The sequence below is a fragment of the Rhizosphaericola mali genome (assembly GCF_004337365.2).
Classification (GTDB): domain Bacteria; phylum Bacteroidota; class Bacteroidia; order Chitinophagales; family Chitinophagaceae; genus Rhizosphaericola; species Rhizosphaericola mali.
Genome location: NZ_CP044016.1, coordinates 1,701,654 through 1,724,502 on the forward strand (window position 1 = coordinate 1,701,654; position 22,849 = coordinate 1,724,502).

Genomic DNA, 22,849 nt, shown 5'->3' on the forward strand with positions numbered 1-22,849 from the left:
TAGTCACTAATAATTTGTGACATTTGTGGCATTATCCGCGATAAAGACGACTTATAGTCTCCCTCGATACGCCAAGATATGAAGCGACGAATTGCTTAGGAACACGATTAAGTAGTTGTGGATACTGATTAATAAACTGTTCATAACGTTGCTTAGCATTGCCAGATATCATAATCTGTAGCCTTTTTTGTAGTGCAACATATCCAAAGTTCGCTTTTACATTAAGATAATGCTCGTATTTCCATATTTCTACACCAAGTTTCTGTCTATTCTGCAAAGTGATTCCTAACAGTTCACACGGCTCTAGGCAATCAATTGTTATAGTTGCTGGCAGGTTTCGCAAAAATGCTTCTCTATCTGAAATCCACCAGTTTTCAACAGCAAACTGATATGTGAATTCCTTTCCAGTTTCAGGGTCGGTCATATATGCCCTCAGGCATCCTTTAATCACAAAGTATTCATATTTTACCTGTTCTCCCATTGTCACAAGGGAAGAATGCTTTTTCATTTTTTTATGTACAAAAAATGAAAGAATATGGTCAAATTCCTCGTCAGATAAAGTGCTGACCGTTTCTATATGAACTCTCAAAGGATGTGACATCATAACAAAGGTACTGTTGTTGTTTAATTTGAGAAAGCTATTTCAAAATTAATACCAAAAAGAGCCGTTTTACATCTACTATAAAATCTTTTAACCTACTGTGTTTAAATAGCTAAATAATAAAGGAGAACCAACAGCAAAATAAAAAATACTAGGATTGAAATTGATCAAAAATTTCTCCCTAGCATTTTTTAAGACGACTATTTAGTAAAGATTGAGCCTTATTTTTCTAACAAAAGATTATAGTCTTCTTCTGTAAGAGATACACTATCTGCTTTAAGATTTTCTTCCAAATGCTGAATTGATTTGGTTCCTGGAATTAATAAAATATTTGAACCTCTTTTCAAAAGCCAGGAAAGCGCTATCTGAGCTATAGTTGAATTGTACTTTAATGAAAGTTCTTGTAATTTTCCCGCCATCTTATTGGGTCCTGATGCTAGTGGATACCAAGGTATAAAGGCGATATTTTCTTTTATAGTATAATCAAGCACATCTTCCCATCTCCGATCACCAAGATTATAAAGATTTTGCACAGAAACAACAGGCAAGTATTCTCTTATTTTTTCTATTTGTTCCACAGTCACTTCAGAAAGACCAAAGTGTTTTATTTTCCCATCTTTATAAGCCTCTAGTATTGGGACTATCGTTTTTTCAATAGGGACATTAGGATCTATCCTGTGCAATTGCCATAGGTCGATACTGTCGGTTTTTAATCTTTTTAAACTACTCTCAATATTTTCCCTGATATGATCTGGATTTCCGTTAGGAATCCAAACAAATGGCTCGGGACGTAAAAATCCACCTTTGGTGGCAATTACTAAGTTTTGTTTATATGGGTATAAAGCGTCAGAAATCAAGCTCTCATTATATTTGGGGCCATATGCCTCAGCGGTATCAATAAAATTAACACCAAATTCTACGGCTTTCAATAATACATTTTTTGCATTTTCTCTATCTTCAACTTCACCAAATTCACCTTTGCCTGTAAGTTGCATGGCACCGTAACCTACACGATTTATTTCTAAATCACCTCCTAATTTGAAGGTTTTGTTTATTGCTTTTTCCATTTTTACATTTTTATTTAATGATACACTTCATATTATTTGTATTTACTCTCACTCATTTTGCTATTTCCATTTTAAAGTTATTACACAAGAACAGTTCCACCATCGACCACTATATTTTGCCCTGTTCCGAATTGTTGTTTCATTAGGTAAAGAAACGTAAACGCAATTTCTTCTGGCTCTCCAACTCTTTTTACAAGTAAAGAATCACCAACAGTATTATATAGATTTACCCTGTCTTTAGTAGTAAGTCCACTCCATAAACTCGTGCGAATAACACCTGGTACAACACTATTCACTCGAATTGGTGCCAACTCAACAGCCATAGCTCTTACAAAGCCCTCAATAGCGCTTAAAATACTCGCCATCAAAGACCACCCTTTAGCTGGGCGACGGCTTGCGCTGCCACTTGTAAGAGAAATTGAGCCAGCTGGATTGATATGTGGTACAGCATATTTAACAGTGGATACGGCACCCCAAAAACGAAGATCAAAATAGGATTTGGCAAAATGGATATCCGTATCTTCGATATTACTAAAATGAATATTCTCGGCTGCGGTATATACCAAATGGTCAAATTTTCCAATTGTGGAGAAAAAATCTTTTATACTTGATTCATTTCGCAAATCCACAACATAGCCAGTGCTAGCTTTTGACAAATTAGTCAATGCTTTATCAATATTCTCTTGATTACTAGAAACTATTACTACTATAGCACCTTCATCATCGGCAGCCTTTGCCGTAGAATAACCTAATCCGTTACTGCCACCCATAATTACCACTCTTTTGCCATTCAAAGTGTGTAACGAATTTTCTTTTGTTTGCATTTCTTAAAATTTTTATTTTATCATATCTTTAAATAAAACCGATCGTTCCAAAATATAAACCAAAAAATGGTATTTACAAATTGAATTATTTACCATAATCTTATAATTACTCAGATGAGACAAATTTACAAATAATAAACCTATCGTTCCAAATTAAATTTTAGTTAGCACCTAAGATAAATTCAGTTTTAAACTATTTTTAGAATTTAATGTTTAAATGGATTGATTATAGTTAGAAATTACCATTTATAGCTTATACTAGTTACGCTTAAATTGCGCATCATAAGCCGCAGCCTAAAATCAAGGAAGAAAAATATTTTAAGGAAGGTTTAAAGGTATCCCAATCTTTTTATTCCTATGAATTAGCTATAATTTTCTAATGGTTATGTGCTGAACAATTTTTCTATACTGTTCTTTGTTTCACTAAGCTAAGAAGGTTTGTATCAAGAATGCTGGCAGCTTTCGACGGCATATGCTCGCTATGCTCCGCTATTCCACGTTCTGCCGGCCTTCTTGCAAACCTTCTTATGTCGCTGTTACACAAAAACAGTATAAAAATGAAAAAGTACAGCACCATCCAAGAATTAGATAATGAACAAACTCATTGGTCAGAACTACAAGAAGTGCAGTTGTCCTATCGCAACAAGATCAAAGCATCCCAAAGACCTAAAATCAATCAGTCGGAAGACGCTTTGATCCTATTTAGATCCGTATGGAACGAAAATGAAATGGAACTTATTGAATCCTTTAAAATGCTTTTAATGAACAATGCCAATAGAGTACTTGGCGTTTACCATAGTTCTACTGGTGGTTCTACAGGAACTATAGTTGATATTCGAATCTTACTTACGGTAGCCTTAAAATGTAATTCCTGCAAATTAATTGTGGCACATAACCACCCAAGTGGAAGCCTTACTCCAAGCCAAGCCGATTTGAAAATGACAGATAAATTTAAGGAGGCAGCAAAGCTAATGGACATTACTTTATTAGATCATTTAATTCTTACCACAGATAGTTATCAATCTTTTGCAGATGAAGGACTCTTATGAGTTCTTCATTTGATTTTTATATCTGTATTGTTGATGAATTTTGACTATTCAAAATAGGAATATTATAGTTACTATTATCTATTCTTTTTAAAATTCTCTGCCTGCTCTAATACATTTTTATAAACATCATCTTGTGTAATTGGCGGATAACCAAATTGGTGCAACTTGACGATAATATCCATTTTTAATTGGGCTTTGATGTCGTCACGTTCGCTCCAATCGGGATATTTAGCGGTGTTGTCTACGATTGCTTTTATCTCGCGAGCCAATTCCAGCATTTTATCTTTATCAAATTCAAATCCATATTGTTTACAGATCATATCCAAAATGTCGTAAAATGCCTTTTCTTCATAGTCAATTCCCAAATCTTCATACGAAGCCATTTCTTGCCTTAACTTTAGAATCAAATCCAAAATTTGTTCTGAGGTATCTGTTTGAATACCGTCATAATCCAAAATATCTCTTTCACTTCGCTCATTGTATCGATTAACGATACTTTGTAAACGTTCGGCAAACTCAATTCCTTTAATTTTATTGACTTTCTTAAAATCTGAAATGGTTTGTTTCAGTATTCGTTCTAGAATTTTTACTTTGGTATTCGGCAATTCTAAATTGCTAATTCTATCAATGAATTTATCATTGAATAAATCTATCGCATTGGCTTTGTTATCATCTAATTTAAAAATCTCCTCCACGCCTTCAGAAATAATGGCATCCTCTACCATTTTGCTCACTTTTTCATTCATTTGAGCGGTATCAGGCGCTTCACCTTTGGTCAGTTTTACCACGATAGATTTGATCGCAAAATAGAAATGAATTTCATCTACATATTTTTCCGAAAATAAATTAGAACCACTTACCAAGTTATAAGCAGATTTCAATTTTTTGGTAACGTCTATAAAGAATTTTTCCGATTGCTCCGTTTCCAATACCAACTCCGAAGCTCGGTTCAAACATTTCAATTGCGCTACAGGATTTCCCTCAAAATATTCTGTCGTGTCAAATTGATGGAAAAATTGTCGAAGTAATTCTACTTGGTCTTTTACAATTATAACAGCTTTATCTAAATCTTCAAAATCATCGTCAGCAGTTGTTCCGTTGAACATTCCTAAGGCATGATTCAGGTTCTTTTTGATGCCAATATAATCCACCACCAAACCTTTATCTTTCCCTTCATATTTTCGATTAACTCGAGAAATAGTTTGAATTAAATTATGCGTTTGCAAAGGTTTATCAATATATATCGTATCCAAAAATGGCACATCAAAACCGGTTAGCCACATATCGACTACAATCGCAATTTTGAAATTGGATTCTATTTGTTTGAATTGACGATCCAATTCTTTTCGTTCCTCCTTACTACCTAAAAGGTTCCATAAACTTTGTTCATCATCTTTATTTCGGGTCATTACCATTTTGATATACTCAATTGGTAAAACTTCCTTTTGTTCTTTTTCGGTAAGATTTTCTGCAATTTTTATTTCGTTCCACTCAGGCCGTAAGGTTACTATTTCCTGAAACAATTTATACGCAATTCCCCTGGAAGCACACACGAACATCACTTTTCCCGCAACGGTTGCATTCTCTTCTAAACGGCTTTCATAATGTTTGATAAAATCGTGAGCAATGGCTTTTATTCTGTCGCTATCGCCTAAAACCACTTCCATTTTCGCAATAGCTTTTTGGCTTGCTTCCACATGATATTCACTAGCCCCTTCTTCTACTGCATTTTCATAGTAGCTTTCAATTTCTGCTACCTTCGCATTATCCAAGTTAACTTTTGCCGCTCTACCTTCGTACACCAGTCTCACCGTAATTTCATCGTTGACCGATTCAAACATGGTATATTGATCGATTACATCGCCAAATACGTCCAACGTTTTATCAATTGGCGTCCCTGTAAAGCCTACATACGTTGCATTGGGCAAAGAGTCGTGTAAATATTTGGCAAAACCATAAGATTTTTTCACACCATTTTCATCAATTTTTACTTTTAAATCCAAATTGACTTGGCTACGGTGGGCTTCATCTGAAATGCAAATAATGTTGTTTCTATCTGATAAAATATCATCGTCTTCCGCAAACTTTTGAACAGTAGTTAAATACACACCACCACTTTCCAAACCTTTTAATCTATTGCGTAAATCTTCTCTTGAGGTAATATTGATGATATTTTCATCCCCAATAAAATCCTTCGCATTGGTAAAATCTCTCGATAATTGATCATCTAAATCTGTTCTATCGGAAATGATGATAATTGTTGGACTTGAAAATTTTGTAGAACGCATCAATAATCTCGACAAATACAACATGGTGAAGCTTTTACCGCAACCGGTTGCACCAAAATATGTTCCGCCTTTCCCGTCTCCTTTAGGTTTTCTATGTGCTAGAATGTTTTGAAATAATTTATTGGCAGCATAATATTGAGGATATCGAGTAAGGATTTTCTTCTCATTTTTGGAACTGTCGGGAAACAATACAAAATGATGAATAATGTCTACTAAACGAGCCTTATTCAACATGCCGTGAACGATGGAAGTAGTGGTTTCTATTCCTGTGAGTGCTTTCTTTTCGTCACCAGTAATTTTGTTCCAACCATAGAAAAATTCATAAGGAGAAAATATAGTTCCTGATTTATTGTTGATGCCGTCACTAATCACACAAAATACATTATACTTCATCAATTCTGGAATATCTCTTCTATATCGAATCGTGAGTTGCTTAAATGCATCATGAATGGTGACTTCCTCTTCAATGGCAGTTTTAAATTCAAATACCACAACAGGAATACCATTAACGTACAAAATCAAATCTGGAATGCGCAATTCCGATCCTTGGATTTCTAATTGATTGACGATTTTAAATGCGTTGTTATGCTCATTTTCAATATCGATGTAGCGAATATGCAAATCTTTTTTACTAGGATCGTTACGTTTGAAAATAAATCCATCACCTAATAGTTTGCATATATATTTATTGGAGTCATACAGATTAGAAGCCGATTGGAACGCTAATTCGTTGATGATGGTGGTTAATTCAATTTCTTCCAAATCGGCATACCGATTCAGTAGAAAAATTCGTAAATCTTCTCTTATTAAAACATCTTGATTAGATTTTCTTTCTAATTTATTGCCATTAATATAATCGTAACCTTCTATTTGCAAAAGGCTAATAAATGCTTGTTCTAGTTGTGATTCTGTATATTTCATTATGTACACAATTCTATTCTGAAATCCTTTATTTAATCCTATTTTTCCCTTTCTGAGTCAAATAATAGCGTTGATTTCTGCTCGTTGGTTTGTCAGGCAAAGTCAAAGCTATGTATCCTGCGTTAATGGCTGGTTGCAGATAATTTAATCTGAAATTTTCACGATCGGCTAACTTAAGCAAGTCTTGTAATTCTTGTCTGGAATGTTGTCCATCCATCACTTTCAAAAGTTCCTCAACTTGCGGGGTATCTTGCGGGGTATCTTGCTGGGTATCTTGCGGGGTATCTTGCGGGGCAATCTCTTCGCTTGCAGGTAAAGTCAATCGAAGAAAGTTTTCAGAAAATTGAAAATTTTCTTTTGAATATGCTTGCAATATCCTTGGCACACCAGAACCTAATTGCTCCACCAAATCCAAATCCTTGAAAATACGCATCAATTCCTTATTTCTCGGAACAGAAAAACCTTCGAAAAATTCCTCTTGCGACAAGCCAGAAGGTGTGCAACTATAAGAGTTAATTTGTATGTGGTTTTCCATATGTTATTTAATGTTACAGCAAATGGTTTAATTGAATTCTATCCCAAAAAATAATTTCATTATAATTCTCTTTAATAATTTGACTAACCAATTTATCTGTTATTTCATTGTCTTTTATCTCAACGCCCTTAAATAGTGTATTTTTAAGAGTTATGGCTACTTCTCTGGGAACATTCAATTTGATTAAATGCAAAGTAATAGGATTATATGCTCCCATTTCTATACAATTGATAAGTTTTGAATCTTTATCTTTTACTGAATAAAAAGGTTTTAATAAAGCTGTGAGGTTAAAGCAGACATCTTTTTGAATTTGGTCTATAGTTTTATCTATGTTCTCAGCGTTGTCATAATAACTTCCACTGAGAATATCTTTTAGAGATTTTTCCTTTGTCCATTTATAAACGGTATAGAAAAAGTTAACAGGTAATTCTTTTTTTCCAAAATACTTTCTGTAGAATATTGGAAATTTACTTCGTATGCTATTTACCACACTATATAACTTATTTGAAAAATCACTATCACTGATAGATAATGGCAAATCAAAAGAATCCATATTCTTATATATCTCATCTAATATAAGTGGGTCAACATATCTGTTTTTAAAACAAATTTCCAAAGGAACTGACAACGTATTCACTAATTCATTATAAACATCTGCTACTTCATTTTGAGTGTACTTAATCCCAACTGAATTTAAACGATTATAACTCTTTTCTTTATGTTTAAGAACAGTATTTCTTATGTAAGTAACTAAAAAATGGAAATCGTCTCCTAAATCTTTTTCTACAGATTCATTGCTAACATTATTAAACAAAGATTCATTTACCTTTTCTCCATATTTCTCAAAGATATTACCATATCCAGTTTTTAAAGACTTATTTTCATCTTGGAAAAGAGTCTTTTGATCTTCTTTATTCTCAAAAGCATTTTCATCTAATACAAATGTTCTCCCTATAAAATCTTTTAATAACCTACCTGCTCTTCCTCTTAAATTTGAAATTTCATAGTTAGTTAATTTAGGCATTTTTCCATCCCTTGAACTTGTTGACAAATAGCCATTACGCATAATTACATTTTGAGCTGGTAAATTAACTCCTTGCATTAATGTTGTTGTACAAACAATATTATCAATCATCTTCTCTTTAATCGAATATTCCAAAACATTCCTAATATGCAAAGGAACTTTTCCATGATGATATACTATATGGTTTTTAAACGTTTTTGTTAAATCATAGTTTCTATGAACAGTAGAAGAAATATAGTGTATCAAACCGTCTATTGCCTTTGAGTTCGAGTTTCGAATATTATTAGTTTTTGAAGACAGGTTTACTGCTATTTTTCTTGCCATTCCTGAAGACGGTGCAAAAATCACATTTTTTGTTCCCTCTCCCAGCAAATCAACTACTGTGTTTAAATAAGCAAAATATTTGTCGTCATATTGTTTTCCTCCAATTTTGATTACCTCCGTATTTTTGATTTCTATAGAAGAATAATTGTTGTTAATTTGGGAATATTGATTAAAAAAATACTTCTTCCCTTTTTTTGCTATACTATAAGTAAAGTTTGTAACAGGCGAGGAATCCGTTCGAATCTCAACAGATTTTTCTTCTTCAAAAATATCAAATCCCATATCTTTTAATCCGCTGACTCTTGGTCCGCTGAAAACAATAAGATTCGGGTTATAACTAAAACTTAATTCAACTAAACTGTCAAAAAGAATTTTAGACCGTTCATCTTTTTCATTCTCTATCCTCTCAATATTTTGAATCTCATCTACAATAAATGTATTCACATTTCCAAAAGGTTTATCATCTTCATTATAAGCAGAAATGGCTCTTTCAGGAGTTAACACGTAAATTTTATTGTTGTTCTCACTCTCATTGTAGCTTGTTAAAATATCATAATCATTTAAACCAAACTCTTTGATTTTCTGATGATAATCATTAACCACTTGGGTTATCAAACTTAAGGTAGGTACAACATAAACTATATTGCCTCCCGTTTTTAAAATATTTTCGATTGATTTTAATAAAATAACATAAGATTTACCTGCGGATGTAGGTGCTGAAACCCCAATGAATTTAGATTCTAAACACTTATTCCATATCTCTTTTTGAAAATCGGTTAAGAGAAATATCTTTTCATTTATAACTACTTCATTCTTTAATTGATTTATTGTAGTACTAATTTGACTAATAATACTATCTAAAGAGCTAAATTGGTTATTTTCAAAATCAAATTCTTCATCAACCATAATAGCGGATGGCGTAAATCCAATACGAGATAAAACAATTATCAAAAACTGTTTTAACCCATCCCAATGCACTTGTCTATATGTATAAAGAATGGAAGAAAAAACAGTAACAATTTGTTTTGACTTATCGTCTTGACTACGTGAATAATAATCTATAACACCCACAGCTTTGTAAAGTAAGGCATCTGAAATTAAAAGTAAATCTTCATCAATTAAATTGAGCTTTTTAGCAATTGATTTGTGTTCAAACTTCAAAAGCTGATTTATCACATTTTTATGTTCTTCCTGCATCATTAGAACCTACTTTAGTTTGAAAATCATTTAAAAGTTCATCTAATTTCCATATCGGAAAAACTACATAATTTATTCTGGCTAATAAATTAGCGTGTATTGTATCAAATTTAGTTTTATCAAATGAAGCGCATCTGTATTTAATAGCCTGCTTAATATTATCTTTTATATCGTTTTCACAATTGCCAGAAATTGCTTTGGTTTCATTATAAATTATTAAACAGACAAGCTCAAATTTTGTATCTTTTAGCTCTCCTTTTTTATATTGGTTTACAACACCTTCCAACTCTGTCTCTATGAAATCATCATATAAATATAAATCCAATTCAGAGTCTAATTTGTCAAAAGTCGTTACAATACTATTTAAAGATTTTTCAAACGCACTACTGAATTGATATTTACTCTCATAACATTTTGACTCTCCTAATATGAATACGTTAGTGTCTCCATTTTTTTTATAATGAATTGCATCTGCTCCAAACCGTTCATGTCCTATGGATGTGGTTATATGTTGCTTCCTTAATATAGGAACAGCTTTATAATAATGTTGGATGAGATTAAATAATAATAACTCACCAAACTGTCCCTGAGGATGACCAGGTCGGAATTTTTTATACGCTTGATTTGTCACGAAATTTATAGCATTACCCAAATCTTTAGACTCTGCAAACCGATCATCCAATAAAGATTTTGATTTACTATTGTTATAAACCCAGCTTACAATTGTGTTTACCAACTCCGATAAGAAATCATCTTTCCGTTCTTTTATATCCGAGTAATTTATGGATAAACCATAATGCTTCTTTACTGGCTTTAAATCCAAATCTTCATAAAACCAATAAATATGATTTACTAATTTATCTGTATGTGTTAAGTATTTATCCATACTTTAATTTTTCATTTTTTAGATTTCCTCCAATCTTGCCAATCTAAATAACAACAAGCTTTGCAACTGGATCAGTTTTTGGGTTTGTATTTCAATATTTTCTTTGAAGTCAAAAATTGGAAAAGAGACAAAATTAAAATTCTGAGAAACTTTACTATCAGGGATAGTACATTCCAACTTTGTTAAAATATTTGCATTCGCCTGTGGTTGAGCCGAACCTTCAGCATTGTTCAATACAAAATCTTTATAAAATTTAGATATTACAACACAATTCAGATAAGAAATATAGTCTTGACTTTGGGGTTTCAATCTTACAAGAAAAGATGCGAAAACACTACGTGGAAAAGATTTCCAAATCATTTTCCCAAATCCAACATTTGCACCAGTTCTACTAATCAAAATATCTCCAAATTCAATCAAATATTTATCAATTTCATTTTCATATATATTACAATATGGAACTTTATTCCATTCAATACAATCTCCAACTACATCAGTTATTCTTAAAAATTTAGCGGAACCACTAATCGAATTTGCCACATCTGTAAATCCATATTGAGTAGATACAAGATCTGCAATTCTTCCAACCTCCCAACCATCAGGAATTTCCTTTTGCAGTTCTTCATTAAAAATCATTTTTCCGCCAGAAGAAAAATAGGAATTTCCATCATCGTTGGGAAACTCAAAATCTACAAACCAATGTTTGTACAAAGCTTGTGCAGTGGCTTCTAGTTTTTCGCAGATTTGCTCGTTGACTTTTATTTTGTTAGCCACCGATTGGTATTGATCTACAATTTTTTGCTGTTCCTCGATGCTAGGAACAGGAAGTTCCACTTCGCACATATCTTCCCAATCAAAAGATTCCCTTGTACTTCCGTGAGAATGAAATCGAGCATACCGATCAAATTCTGGACGTGAAAACCACATCATCAAATATTCAGGCAATAGCGTTTTTTCATCTATTACTTCAAAAACAATATAAATCTGAGAAACCAATGCTTTATCATAATCTTCTGAAATTGCTACAGAAAGCCTATCACCATTTCTTGAAGTTACTGTACCATAAGCAAATTGTCTTTTCTCAATTATTTTATAAGTTGACATATCCGTTCCAACTATATTGGCAATAGAAGGAATCATTTTCTTCGTATTACTAACACCAAGTAGCGTTTGAATATCTAAATCTTTATTGCGCACATTTACTTGCCTAATATAATCGCCTAGCTTTCTATAACTCATAGCCCAACTCTTTAAATACTTTTTGAACTTGTTGTTTCAGTTCGGCTTCTTGTTCAAATAAGCTTTGCAAATCGATTTGTAAAGCCTGCATTTGATTGTCATAGTCCAAAGATTCATCTCGATTCACAAACTCAATATATTTGCTCGGTACTAAAGAGTAATCTTTTTTACGGATCTCTTCTAAACTAGCAGCATAACAAAACTCTGGAATGTTTTCATAATTTTCTTTCCAAGCCTCTTGTTGCCAATTGTGATAAGTGGTAGTAATAGTTTGGATATCTTCCTTAGAAAACTGAATGTATTTCTTTTCAAAAGGTTCGCCTTTTTGTCGCAAATCCATAAACAACACTTCATGTTGGCGATCACGGTATTTCTTTTCACCATCATTCACTTGGACATTGTGTGCTTTTTTATTTCTGTTCAAAATCCAAAGCGTCACCGAAATATCAGTGGAATAAAACATTGCTCTCGGCAAAATAACAATGGCTTCCACCAAATCATTTTCCAAAATCTGTTTACGGATTTCGTATTCATCTCCACTTCCACTCAACGCACCGTTTGCCAAGATAAATCCTGCCACGCCATTTTGCGATAACTTAGAAATCATATTGAGAATCCAAGCATAATTGGCATTGGATTTTGGCGGCACTTTGTAACCTGCCCAACGCGGTTCATCGGTCAATTCGTTTTCGGCACGCCAATCTTTTAAATTAAATGGCGGATTTGCCATAATATAATCGGCTTTCAAATCTTTGTGCTGATCGTCGCCAAAAGTATCTGCCGCTTTCAATCCCAAATTGGAAGAAATCCCCCGAATAGCCAAGTTCATTTTTGCCAATTTAAAAGTGGTATTCGTGAGTTCTTGCCCGTAAATAGAAATGTCTTTTTTGTTTCCTTTATGGTTCTCTATAAACTTCAACGATTGCACAAACATACCACCCGAACCGCAAGACGGATCATAGATTTTCCCTTTGTAGGGCTCTATCATCTCCGCAATTAGGTTAACGATGGATTTTGGTGTGTAGAATTCGCCTTTACCTTTCCCTTCCGCAATCGCAAACTTGGACAAAAAATATTCGTACACTCTGCCTACAATATCCTGAGACTCATCTTTTAGCGTATCAATATTATTCACCGTATCCAACAAAGCAGAAAATTTGGATTGATCCAATCCTAAACGTGAAAAATAATTGTCTGGCAATGCACCTTCCAAAGATTTATTGGTACGTTCTATGGTTTTGAGCGCAGAATCTACTTTAAGCGTGATGTCTTCTTGTTTTGCATTTTCGATGATAAATGTCCAACGAGACTCTTCCGGCAGATAAAATATATTTTCCGCTTGATAGAATTCTGGAATTTCTAAGAATGCTTCTTTGCCTTCTTTCGTTAATTCGTCTCTACGTTTTAGAAATTTATCATTCGCAAACTTGAGAAATATCAAGCTTAAAACAACATGTTTATATTCGGATGGTTCCACAGAACCACGAAGTTTATTTGCAGAGTCCCAGAGAATTTCTTCGGTGGATTTAGAGGATGATGCCTTGGCCATATTTTAAATTATTCTGGATGCCAATTTACAAGAAGAAATATAAAATTTCAATAAAAAATCACCATTGTCCAATTAAAAATTAAAAGCAAGGCAAGATATTTAATATTTAAACAAAGGCATTACGGAAAGCCGTAATTTTAAATACTCTAGAGTTTCTTCATTTGTATAACTTATTAATTGGCTTTCACTCTAGCTTCTATCATATGTTGCAAATCTTCTAAAGTTTTGTATTGTCCTCCTTTTTGTTCATTGAACTTTTGTATCTCCGATTTTGGGTTTCTTACATAAAACAGTCCTTGTACTTTAACAAATTTTAACGGTACCCACATGTCATCACCTTGTGATTATTCAGTTTTACTTACCTGATTTTTGCTCTTGAAGAAAACGGAAAATCATGGAAGAATACAACCGAAAATTATTAATACTCCGTCGTGATGAGCTTTTGACCAGAGGAGATTTGGAAGATTTCAAGATAGAGTTACTACACGCCATTCGACAACTTTCCATAGAAATAACTGGCACACCTTCGAAGTTGTGGTTGAAAAGTTATGAGGTCAGAGAATTGTTGGGTATTAGTGGACCAACCTTACAGGCGATGCGTGATAAGGGAACAATTCCTTTCACCCGTATTGGAGGTGCTATCTTTTACTATCGTACAGATTTAGAAAAGATGATGGAACATTTCAAAAAAAATCCTCTAAAAAACTAGCGTCATGAAAAATATTATTCAAAAGCATCAAGGATTTGGATGCCTGATTCCGCCAAAAAAAGAGTTGGTGTTAGTCTACTTTTTACAAAAAGGAGTTCCGCAATTGAATGCTTCCCAGTTTTGGAATTTCATGGAAAGAAACAAATGGAAAGCCAGAAGTGGCACTCCCATAAGAGATTGGAAGAAAGCAGCATTTGACTGGCTTTTTGTTCCGAAATAAAACGATTTATCCTCACCAAACAATCTCATCTACAAAACAATATAGTTATGCAACACGAGCAATTCTATTTCAAATCAGCCAAGGAACAAATAGATTTAGTGGATTATATTGTTTCTTTAGGATTCCAATATTTCAAGCAAAACCATCACGACTATTGGTTTAAATCGCCCTTACATGAAGAGCATACCGCATCCTTCAAAGTAGATCAAAATAAACAAATTTGGTATGACCATGGCACGGGACAAGGTGGAGACTTGATAGATTTTATCAAGGCATTTCATCGATGTGATTTCAAAGAATCTTTGATAAAACTGCAAGAATACTTGGGATTAAATCCTTCAACAATGGAGGCAAAAAACAAACAGAATATCGAGCAAGACAATTTCGAAAATGCGGATAGGCATATCCAAATTATTGCAGAACGTTCCGTCCAAAAATATTATTTGAGACAATATATTCAAAGTAGAAGTATCTCTATTTCCCTTGCCGAAAAGTATTTGAAAGAAGTAGATTATTCATTGAATGGACGATACTATACAGCCTTAGGATTTGCAAACAATGGCGGCGGTTATGAGCTGCGAAACAAATATTTCAAGGGAAGTTCTATGCCAAAAGCGCCAACGATTCTTTCATTAAAAGAAGGTAAAAATGATTTTTCACAGCAGAGTTTGGCAGTCTTTGAGGGCTTTTTTAGCATGTTATCTTTTCTAGAATTACTCGAAAAAGACAAGCACTTTGCAGAAAAACCGGATGGTATTCTAGTGCTAAACTCGCTTTCTTTTCTGAATAAATCACAAGATTTGATTTTATCCTTTGGTCAAATAGATCTGTATTTGGACGGTGATATGGCGGGTAAAAAGGCAACCGAGCAAGCACTTTCTTGGAGTGAAAAGATAAGAGATTATAGCCATTTATACGAAGGTTTTAAAGATTTAAATACTTACTTGGTGGCTCAAAATTTACAACACAAAGAGCAGGAAGATCCTAAGATATCTTATGGTTTACGACGATGACCCTTTCTTTTCATCCGCCAATAAATTTCTCAAAAATCATAGTTCAAGAAGTTTTTAAAATAAATTTTTAGGGTGCTTTATGTTACCCATTTAATCAGCTCATTTTTTCATCTGAAAAAAGCTGTATTGGAAGCCTTGAATATCCGCGTGGATATAGCAAGTTGTTCAATTGTTTCACAATTGGACTTGCAAGGCCTTTGTCCATTGGAGCAAAGGCATTAAAAAAGACTTCGGAACTCGTCTTTTTTCTTTTGGAATCGTATTTCATTCATTGAATCATAAATGCATTTATATGGAATCACACAAGCAAGAAAATAGAAATCTGTGGCTTCATGTTCGCTTAACTATATCTGAAATGAATCAAGTTAGAGATGCCATTGCATCCAGTACAGAACGCAAAATAAGTACCTATGCCCGGAAATTAATTCTGGGTCAACCAGTCATTTTAAAAGTACGCAACGCTTCCACTGATGCATTTATTCAAGAGTTGAATACACTTAAAAGAGAACTGTCTGCCATCGGTAGCAATTTCAATCAAGTTGTAAAAAATATCAACACTTTAAAAGATTCTCCCGAAGGTAGAATATGGTTTCCGTTGGCATTGGAAAACCAAAAAAGATTGATAGAAAAGATTAGTGTTATACAAGAACAAATCCAACAATTTGCCAGACAATGGTTGCAAAAATAATGGTAGGTAAAAATATGAATGGAGCATTGAGCTATAATGAAATTAAAGTTTCAGAAGCAAAAGCAGCCTTGTTGCATGCAGACGGTTTTCTGTTATCATTGGAACAACTTTCCTTTCAAGATAAGCTATTTGTATTCTCCAATAGGACTGAGTTGAACGATCGGGCTAAAAGCAATTGTGTGCATATCAGTATCAATTTTGACAAGAAAGATGCTTTAAATAAAAGTGATTTACTTTCTATTACGGAAAAATACCTGAAACAAATTGGATTTAATGAGCAGCCTTATTTGATATATGAACATTACGATGCCGCACATAAACATGTCCATTTAGTAACTACCAACATTAGATCCGACGGCACACAGATACCGATGTATAATTTGGGACGAGAAAAAAGTATGAAAGCATGCCGTGGATTGGAAACAGAATATGGATTGGTCAATGCCACCTCAAAAAAACAAGGTGAACTAGAATCGCTAAAACCCATCTTAGAGAAAGTTATTTATGGCAAAAGCGAAACCAAGTCTGCAATTTCCAACGTAGTAAGGGCGATTATTAGAGACTATAAATTCACTTCGTTAGCAGAAATGAATGCGGTATTAAAAGGATTTAACGTGGAAGCCTACAGAGGAGAAAAAGGAACTAAGATGTTTGAAAAAAGTGGTTTGACCTATCACGTATTGGATAAGAAAGGTAATCACATTGGTGTTCCCATTAAAGCAAGCTCTATATATACCAAACCGACTCTAAAAAATATGGAATCTATTTTCTTGGCAAATAAAAGCAAAAAAATCCTCCATAAGAACCAGTTGCAAAGAACTATTGATAAGGTGCTACAGTCGCCCATCCAAGACCGCTTTTTCTTTCAGTTAATGTTAAAAAAGCAAGGTGTTGATGTTCTGTTTCGGGAAAATGAATCCATGGTTTATGGTATTACGTTTATCGATCATAACACTAAATGCGTATTCAATGGTAGTGATTTAGGTAAAGGATACACAGCTAAAAGAATATTGGAACGTATTGCAGAAAGTGGTTTTTGGGAACAACAAAAACAAGAAGATTCCTACAATGAATTGAAAAATTACATCCAAAAAATGGACTATAATATAGGTGCACAAAAGATGTTAGAACAAATATATAAGGATGGTTATCAACTGGAAATAGGACAGAATAGTTTAGGCAATAATAAATATTTTTTATCCTTTCATAATAGTGAGAATGGTTCTCGTGTGGGAAGCGTCAACCGATTTGACCGGTATTTTGAAGACGGAAATATTACAGAAAAACTATGCAATCATCTCAACGAATACCTATTAAAAAATGGCGTACAGCAAATACAGCAATACATTCAACATTTATTTTCTGCACAATCCGATAATTATTTTGGTCATACCACTGCTGATAAAAAGAAACCTAAACGTAAAATTAATTGGTAAGAAATGACTGGAGAAAACGAACAAGGATTAAGGGCGATGCTGGATTTTACCAGACTGATCAGCATTGCTATTTTGATGATCCATTTCTATGGGATCTGCCACGGCGCATTTACTCATTGGGGATGGACCTCCCCTATTATTGATCATATTGCCCATAATTTTTGGAAGCTGCCCATCTTCAAAACCGTATTATTTACTAAGGTTTCTGCATTACTGATGTTGGTGGTTTACCTGTTTGGAATACGTGGCAAGAAGGATGAAAAAATTAGTATCAAAGCCGCATTGGCGTATTGCATAACAGGATTACTATTTTATTTTCTGTCCAATTTCCTGTTATATATCAAAGCTGATCTAATTCAAATATCGCTGTATTATATAGGCATGACCGCTGCCGGTTATCTATTAATGGTTACTGGAGGCACTTATTTATCTCGGATATTAAAACTAAAAATACGCAGGGATATCTTCAATACGGAAAACGAAACCTTTCCGCAGGAAGAACGCTTATTGGAAAATGAGTATTCTTTTAATCTACCAGCTAGATATCAACTCAATGGCAAACTAAGAAAAAGTTGGATCAATATTATCAATCCCTTTCGTGCATTACTTGTAGCAGGTACACCAGGTGCAGGTAAAACCTATTTTGTGGTTCGCAATGTAATAGAGCAACAAATCCGAAAAGGCTTTTCCATGTTCTTGTATGATTTCAAATATGATGATTTAAGCAAGATTGCTTATAATTCCTTATTGGAAAACTACAAACATTACAAAGTTCCACCATCCTTCTATGTCGTTAATTTCGATACACCGATGTATCGTTGCAATCCATTGGAGCCGGAAGCAATGCGGGACATTAGCGATGCTACAGAAGCAGCAAGAACGATACTATTGGGCCTAAATAGAGATTGGATCAAAAAACAAGGAGAATTCTTTGTGGAATCTCCCATTAATTTTCTGACCGCTATTATTTGGTTTTTAAAAAAATACGAAGGCGGTAAGTATTGTACCTTGCCCCATGCGATCGAGATGATGCAACAAGATTATAATGATTTATTTCCCGTATTGAATAGTGAACCTGAAATTGAAGTACTTATTAATCCTTTTATTTCCGCCTATAAAAATAATGCAAAAGAACAATTGGAAGGTCAGACGGCCTCAGCCAAAATTGCCATGGCACGGTTATCTTCTCCCAATATCTACTATGTACTTAGTGGGAATGATTTTACCTTAGATATTAATAATCCAGACGCTCCCAAGATTGTCTGTATGGCCAATAATCCAGAGAAATCCCAAACCTATGGCGCAGTTATTTCGTTGTTTGTTTTTCGATTGTTAAGAGTCATCTTACATAAAGGGCGAAATAAAAGTTCTCTAATAGTAGATGAACTACCATCCATTTTTCTCAATGGTATTGAACAATTTATTGCTGTTGCTAGAAGCTACAAGGTAAGTACTGTCTTATGTGTGCAAGATTTCAGCCAACTAGTCAAAGACTATGGAAAAGAACTGGCAGAAGTGATTGTCAATATTTGTGGTAATGTGATTAGTGGACAGGTAACAGGTGATACGGCCAAACAACTCAGTGAACGTTTTGGCAAGATTGTCCAAGAGCGAGAAAGCGTCAGCATCAACCGCAATGATACTTCTATAAGTAGATCAACTCAACTAGATAGTGCCATTCCTGCTTCAACAATTGCCACACTCAGTTCTGGTGAGTTTGTGGGTATTGTGGCAGATAATCCCGAGGAGCGTATAGATTTGAAAACCTTTCATTCTGAAATTATCAATGATCATAAAGCTATAGCCACAAAAGAAAAAAGATTCAAAGAGATTCCACTAGTTAGAGATATCTCTGCGGAAGAAATACAAAACAATTTTATCCAAATCAAAAATGATGTAGATGCGATTATTCGGTCAGTAAGTGAAATGATCAATAAGAAACAAGGAACGTTTGCCAAACAAAAGAGTTATTGAATTTTATCGTGGTAAATTTTATATATTAAGCTTTAAGGCCCATTCATTGAAAGGAATGTTTAGATTGAATTCATAAGGTATTATTGTATAGATAGATTAAAATCAAAATACTGGCATGTTTTAATATCATTGTAATATCTTCACAATGAATTAAATCAAATAATTTACACAAAAAACATGGTGGACTTCAAAAAAAGACTTGGGAGCAAATCCATAGAGAAAAAAATAAATCCTATCGAAATTTATGATTCATTAGACAGGAGAAGTGAGACTGGACCATTGAGACCTGCACAGGAGCATATTTTGAAAGAATGGTATAATGAAAGAAAAGATAGAAACAATCTTATTATTAAATTACATACAGGTCAGGGAAAAACTTTGATTGGCCTTTTAATACTTCATTCAAAGCTAAATAGCAAAAATTCACCTTGCTTATATGTATGTCCGAACATTTACTTAGCTAAGCAAACAGTTCAGGAAGCTAAGAAATTTGGAATTCCACATTGTTCGCTTATTGATGAAAAGGAAATTCCTGACGAGTTTTTAAATGGAGATAAAATATTGATAACCTATGTTCAAAAAGTATTTAATGGCAAAAGTGTTTTTGGACTGAACAATAATTCAATTAATGTAAACTCTATCATACTAGATGATTCACACGCTTGTATTGATTCAATAAAATCATCCTTTACAATAAATATTAAAAAGGAAGAATCCATTTACACCAAAATGTTAACTCTATTCTATGAGGATCTTGAAAATCAAGGAGAAGGAAGCCTTTTAGATATTAAAGAAGGGAAGTTTGAAACTATTTTAGCTATACCATATTGGAGTTGGATAAACAAAAAAACAGAAGTATTAAAACTTCTTGCCGAAAATGAAGATCAAAATAAATCAATCTTATTTACTTGGTCAATATTAAAGAACAATATAGTAAACTACAAAGCCATCATTTCTGGCAGCCAGATTGAAATTACACCATACTACATTCCCATGTTTCACTTTGGTTCATTTGCAAATGCAAAGCATAGGGTATTAATGTCTGCAACTACACAAGATGATTCTTTTTTTATAAAGGGGTTGCAATTTGATCTACAAACAATAAATGAACCATTAATTAATACAGAACAGAAATGGTCTGGAGAGAAAATGTTAATAATACCCTCATTAATTGATGAACTATTGATAAGAGAAGAAATTGTAAATAAATATGCCAAACCAGAAATTAAAAAATATGGTATAGTTTCTTTGGTGCCCAATACAAAATTTACTTTGCAATATTCTGAATATAGAGCAACTATTGCAAGTGCTACGAATATATTCGAACTTATCCAATCATTAAAAAATGGTAAATTCGAAAAAAACAGTCGTCATTACTAATAGGTATGATGGTATTGATTTGCCAGATGACAGTTGTCGCCTGCTAATTATTGATTCAAAACCTTATTTTAGATCACTTTCAGACATTTATGAGGAAACCTGTCGTGCAAACAGTGAGGTAATAAACACTCAAATCGCTCAGAAAATTGAGCAAGGATTAGGGAGAAGTGTTAGGGGCGAAAAGGACTATAGTGCAATAATAATAACAGGGGCAGATTTAGTTAAATTCATCAAAAGCTCAGCTACGAGTAAATTTTTTTCCGAACAAACTAGAAAACAAATAGAAATAGGGCTTGAGATTGCATCGTTAGCAAAAGAAGATTTGGACAAAAAAGAACATCCAATAAAAGTGGTTGAATCCTTGTTAAGACAATCTTTAGATAGAGATGAAGGCTGGAAAGAATTTTACAAAGAAAAAATGGACGAAATAGAGTTCGAGAAAGTTAATAGTTCGCTTCTAGAGCTTATTAATTGTGAAAATGAGGCAGAATATTACCATTATAGTGGTAATAATGAGAAAGCGATTAGTACTATACAAAAAATCATTGATAATTACTGTGATACAAATGACGAAAGAGGTTGGTATTTACAAACTCAAGCCAGATACAAATATGCAATTAGTGTATTAGAATCTAATAAGTTGCAGCTTGCCGCATTTAAGGCAAATTATCAATTACTGCACCCAAAAGAAGGTTTAAGTTATAACAAAATAAACTACATAAATATCAATAGGATTGATAGGATAAAAAAATTTATTGATGGTCAAGAATCATATAATGAGTTAATATTATCAATTGATCACATTTTGGGGGCGCTAGTTTTTGGTATGTCCTCAGAGAAATTTGAATTGGCCTTACAAGAATTAGGCTCTGCATTAGGATTTATAAGCCAAAGGCCCGATAAGGAATATAAAAAAGGGCCTGATAATTTATGGTGTGGGATTAATGATAAATATGTCCTTTTTGAATGTAAAAGTGAAGTTGCTATTGATAGGGGGGAAATTAACAAATACGAAGCTGGTCAAATGAATTCTCATTGTGGTTGGTTCAAAGAAACTTATGGTGAAAAATTCGTTAAACGAATATTGATTATCCCTACCAAAAAATTATCTTATCACGCAAATTTTACTGATAATGTAGAAATAATGAGGCTTGCCAGTTTAAAGAAATTAAAGGAAAATGTAAAAGGATTCTTTAAAGAATTTAAAAATTTTGACATTAAAGAAATAAGTGAGGAGAAGATTAATGAATTCATTAAGACACATGAATTAACAATAGATGATATAACTGATAAATATTCAGAAGTTTACTACCATAATAAAAAGTAAGCAATGAATTTTAACATATATAATTTTAATACTAAGTAATATAAATTAAGGGGATATTTTTCTTTAAAATCTATGAATGCGAAATATTTTTTGCTTTGTGCAAATGAAAATTATTGAATAAATTAATACGTTTACTAAATGTGCAAAATATTTTCAAATGATGCTTTCAATAGAAGGCTAGATTAAAAAAAAGAATCAATAGAGAAAAGTATTTCTTGGGGTAGGGCATCGTCAGTTCAAAACAAAGTTCGTTGCTACTACCCTTTATGTGAAATAACTAACACCTAATCTGACAAATGGAGTTTCCTTAGTTACAATAATTAAGATTTAATTTGACAAAAGGGTTTTCCTTAAGCATACACAATAAAATGAATTTAGAAATCTGACGCATGATTTGCATCCGATTTTATATTTCCACTATTCAGACGATCCCTCCCTGACGGGTTTCACCTCTGCAGAGATCGTTTCCATTTGATTCGATATATTAAAGTTAGGATTTTGCCCGAATTGTAAATCAATATTCTTCCCCTTTGCCGAATTTTTACTGTCCATACATGTCTGCAAGGGTGTATTTAAAGTAGTAATATAGTCATCTATT

The 22,849-nt window shown here is 33.3% G+C and carries 18 protein-coding genes; 9 read left to right on the forward strand and 9 right to left on the reverse strand.

Annotated features, from left to right (window positions below; all coding sequences use genetic code 11):
* Window positions 1–31: 31 nt before the first annotated feature.
* The 3 genes from E0W69_RS07460 to E0W69_RS07470 all read right to left on the reverse strand — a co-directional run bounded on the left by E0W69_RS07460 (window position 32) and on the right by E0W69_RS07470 (window position 2,492).
* On the reverse strand, window positions 32–508 hold the full coding sequence (locus E0W69_RS07460; protein ID WP_255478226.1) for a Crp/Fnr family transcriptional regulator: 477 nt from the start codon (window positions 506–508) through the stop codon (window positions 32–34).
* Between the two features lie 314 nt (window positions 509–822).
* A complete protein-coding gene (locus tag E0W69_RS07465) occupies window positions 823–1,668 on the reverse strand; it encodes an aldo/keto reductase (protein WP_191967995.1) in 846 nt (281 codons plus the stop codon).
* Between the two features lie 80 nt (window positions 1,669–1,748).
* Entirely contained in the window at window positions 1,749–2,492 is a 744-nt protein-coding gene (locus E0W69_RS07470; RefSeq protein ID WP_131329392.1) for an SDR family oxidoreductase, read from the reverse strand.
* Window positions 2,493–3,049: 557 nt separating this feature from the next.
* Here E0W69_RS07470 and E0W69_RS07475 point away from each other — a divergent pair.
* Window positions 3,050–3,541 (forward strand): JAB domain-containing protein, encoded by a 492-nt coding sequence (locus E0W69_RS07475; RefSeq protein ID WP_131329393.1) that lies wholly within the window; start codon window positions 3,050–3,052, stop codon window positions 3,539–3,541.
* 74 nt (window positions 3,542–3,615) lie between these two features.
* Here the strand turns inward: E0W69_RS07475 and E0W69_RS07480 are convergent, their stop codons facing one another.
* The 6 genes from E0W69_RS07480 to E0W69_RS07505 are packed head-to-tail and all read right to left on the reverse strand — an operon-like array spanning window position 3,616 to window position 13,504.
* Entirely contained in the window at window positions 3,616–6,750 is a 3,135-nt protein-coding gene (locus E0W69_RS07480) for a type I restriction endonuclease subunit R (protein WP_131329394.1), read from the reverse strand.
* A 28-nt stretch (window positions 6,751–6,778) separates the two neighbouring features.
* Window positions 6,779–7,285 (reverse strand): Fic family protein, encoded by a 507-nt coding sequence (locus E0W69_RS07485; RefSeq protein WP_131329395.1) that lies wholly within the window; start codon window positions 7,283–7,285, stop codon window positions 6,779–6,781.
* A 13-nt stretch (window positions 7,286–7,298) separates the two neighbouring features.
* On the reverse strand, window positions 7,299–9,833 hold the full coding sequence (locus E0W69_RS07490; protein WP_131329396.1) for a DEAD/DEAH box helicase: 2,535 nt from the start codon (window positions 9,831–9,833) through the stop codon (window positions 7,299–7,301).
* Window positions 9,814–10,716 carry a HamA C-terminal domain-containing protein gene (locus tag E0W69_RS07495; protein WP_131329397.1) on the reverse strand — a complete coding sequence of 301 codons (903 nt, stop codon included), beginning with the start codon at window positions 10,714–10,716 and terminating at the stop codon, window positions 9,814–9,816. Before E0W69_RS07495 ends, E0W69_RS07490 begins: the two co-directional genes overlap by 20 nt.
* A gap of 18 nt (window positions 10,717–10,734) precedes the next feature.
* Complete coding sequence (locus E0W69_RS07500; RefSeq protein WP_131329398.1) at window positions 10,735–11,955, reverse strand: restriction endonuclease subunit S; 1,221 nt, start codon at window positions 11,953–11,955, stop codon at window positions 10,735–10,737.
* The gene (locus E0W69_RS07505; protein ID WP_131329399.1) at window positions 11,945–13,504 is read right to left on the reverse strand and encodes a type I restriction-modification system subunit M; all 1,560 of its coding nucleotides are present in this window, start codon (window positions 13,502–13,504) and stop codon (window positions 11,945–11,947) included. The genes E0W69_RS07500 and E0W69_RS07505 overlap by 11 nt, the downstream gene beginning before the upstream one ends.
* A 394-nt stretch (window positions 13,505–13,898) precedes the next feature.
* On the opposite strand from E0W69_RS07505, the gene E0W69_RS07510 reads away from it, so the two are divergent.
* From E0W69_RS07510 to E0W69_RS20580, 8 genes are all read left to right on the forward strand, one after another.
* Complete coding sequence (locus E0W69_RS07510) at window positions 13,899–14,213, forward strand: helix-turn-helix domain-containing protein (protein ID WP_131329400.1); 315 nt, start codon at window positions 13,899–13,901, stop codon at window positions 14,211–14,213.
* 4 nt (window positions 14,214–14,217) lie between these two features.
* The gene (locus E0W69_RS07515; protein ID WP_131329401.1) at window positions 14,218–14,433 is read left to right on the forward strand and encodes a hypothetical protein; all 216 of its coding nucleotides are present in this window, start codon (window positions 14,218–14,220) and stop codon (window positions 14,431–14,433) included.
* A gap of 47 nt (window positions 14,434–14,480) precedes the next feature.
* Window positions 14,481–15,446, forward strand: a complete 966-nt coding sequence (locus tag E0W69_RS07520) for a CHC2 zinc finger domain-containing protein (RefSeq protein ID WP_131329402.1) — start codon at window positions 14,481–14,483, stop codon at window positions 15,444–15,446.
* Window positions 15,447–15,738: 292 nt separating this feature from the next.
* Window positions 15,739–16,134, forward strand: a complete 396-nt coding sequence (locus E0W69_RS07525) for a plasmid mobilization protein (protein ID WP_131329403.1) — start codon at window positions 15,739–15,741, stop codon at window positions 16,132–16,134.
* Window positions 16,119–17,570, forward strand: coding sequence for a relaxase/mobilization nuclease domain-containing protein (locus E0W69_RS07530; protein ID WP_131329404.1), 1,452 nt, complete (start codon window positions 16,119–16,121; stop codon window positions 17,568–17,570). Before E0W69_RS07525 ends, E0W69_RS07530 begins: the two co-directional genes overlap by 16 nt.
* Window positions 17,571–17,573: 3 nt before the next feature.
* Window positions 17,574–19,544 (forward strand): conjugal transfer protein MobC, encoded by a 1,971-nt coding sequence (gene mobC / locus E0W69_RS07535; protein WP_131329405.1) that lies wholly within the window; start codon window positions 17,574–17,576, stop codon window positions 19,542–19,544.
* A 177-nt stretch (window positions 19,545–19,721) separates the two neighbouring features.
* Window positions 19,722–20,924 carry a DEAD/DEAH box helicase family protein gene (locus E0W69_RS20575; protein WP_225321438.1) on the forward strand — a complete coding sequence of 401 codons (1,203 nt, stop codon included), beginning with the start codon at window positions 19,722–19,724 and terminating at the stop codon, window positions 20,922–20,924.
* Window positions 20,890–22,251 carry a helicase C-terminal domain-containing protein gene (locus E0W69_RS20580; protein ID WP_225321439.1) on the forward strand — a complete coding sequence of 454 codons (1,362 nt, stop codon included), beginning with the start codon at window positions 20,890–20,892 and terminating at the stop codon, window positions 22,249–22,251. Before E0W69_RS20575 ends, E0W69_RS20580 begins: the two co-directional genes overlap by 35 nt.
* The last annotated feature ends 598 nt before the right edge of the window (window positions 22,252–22,849 follow it).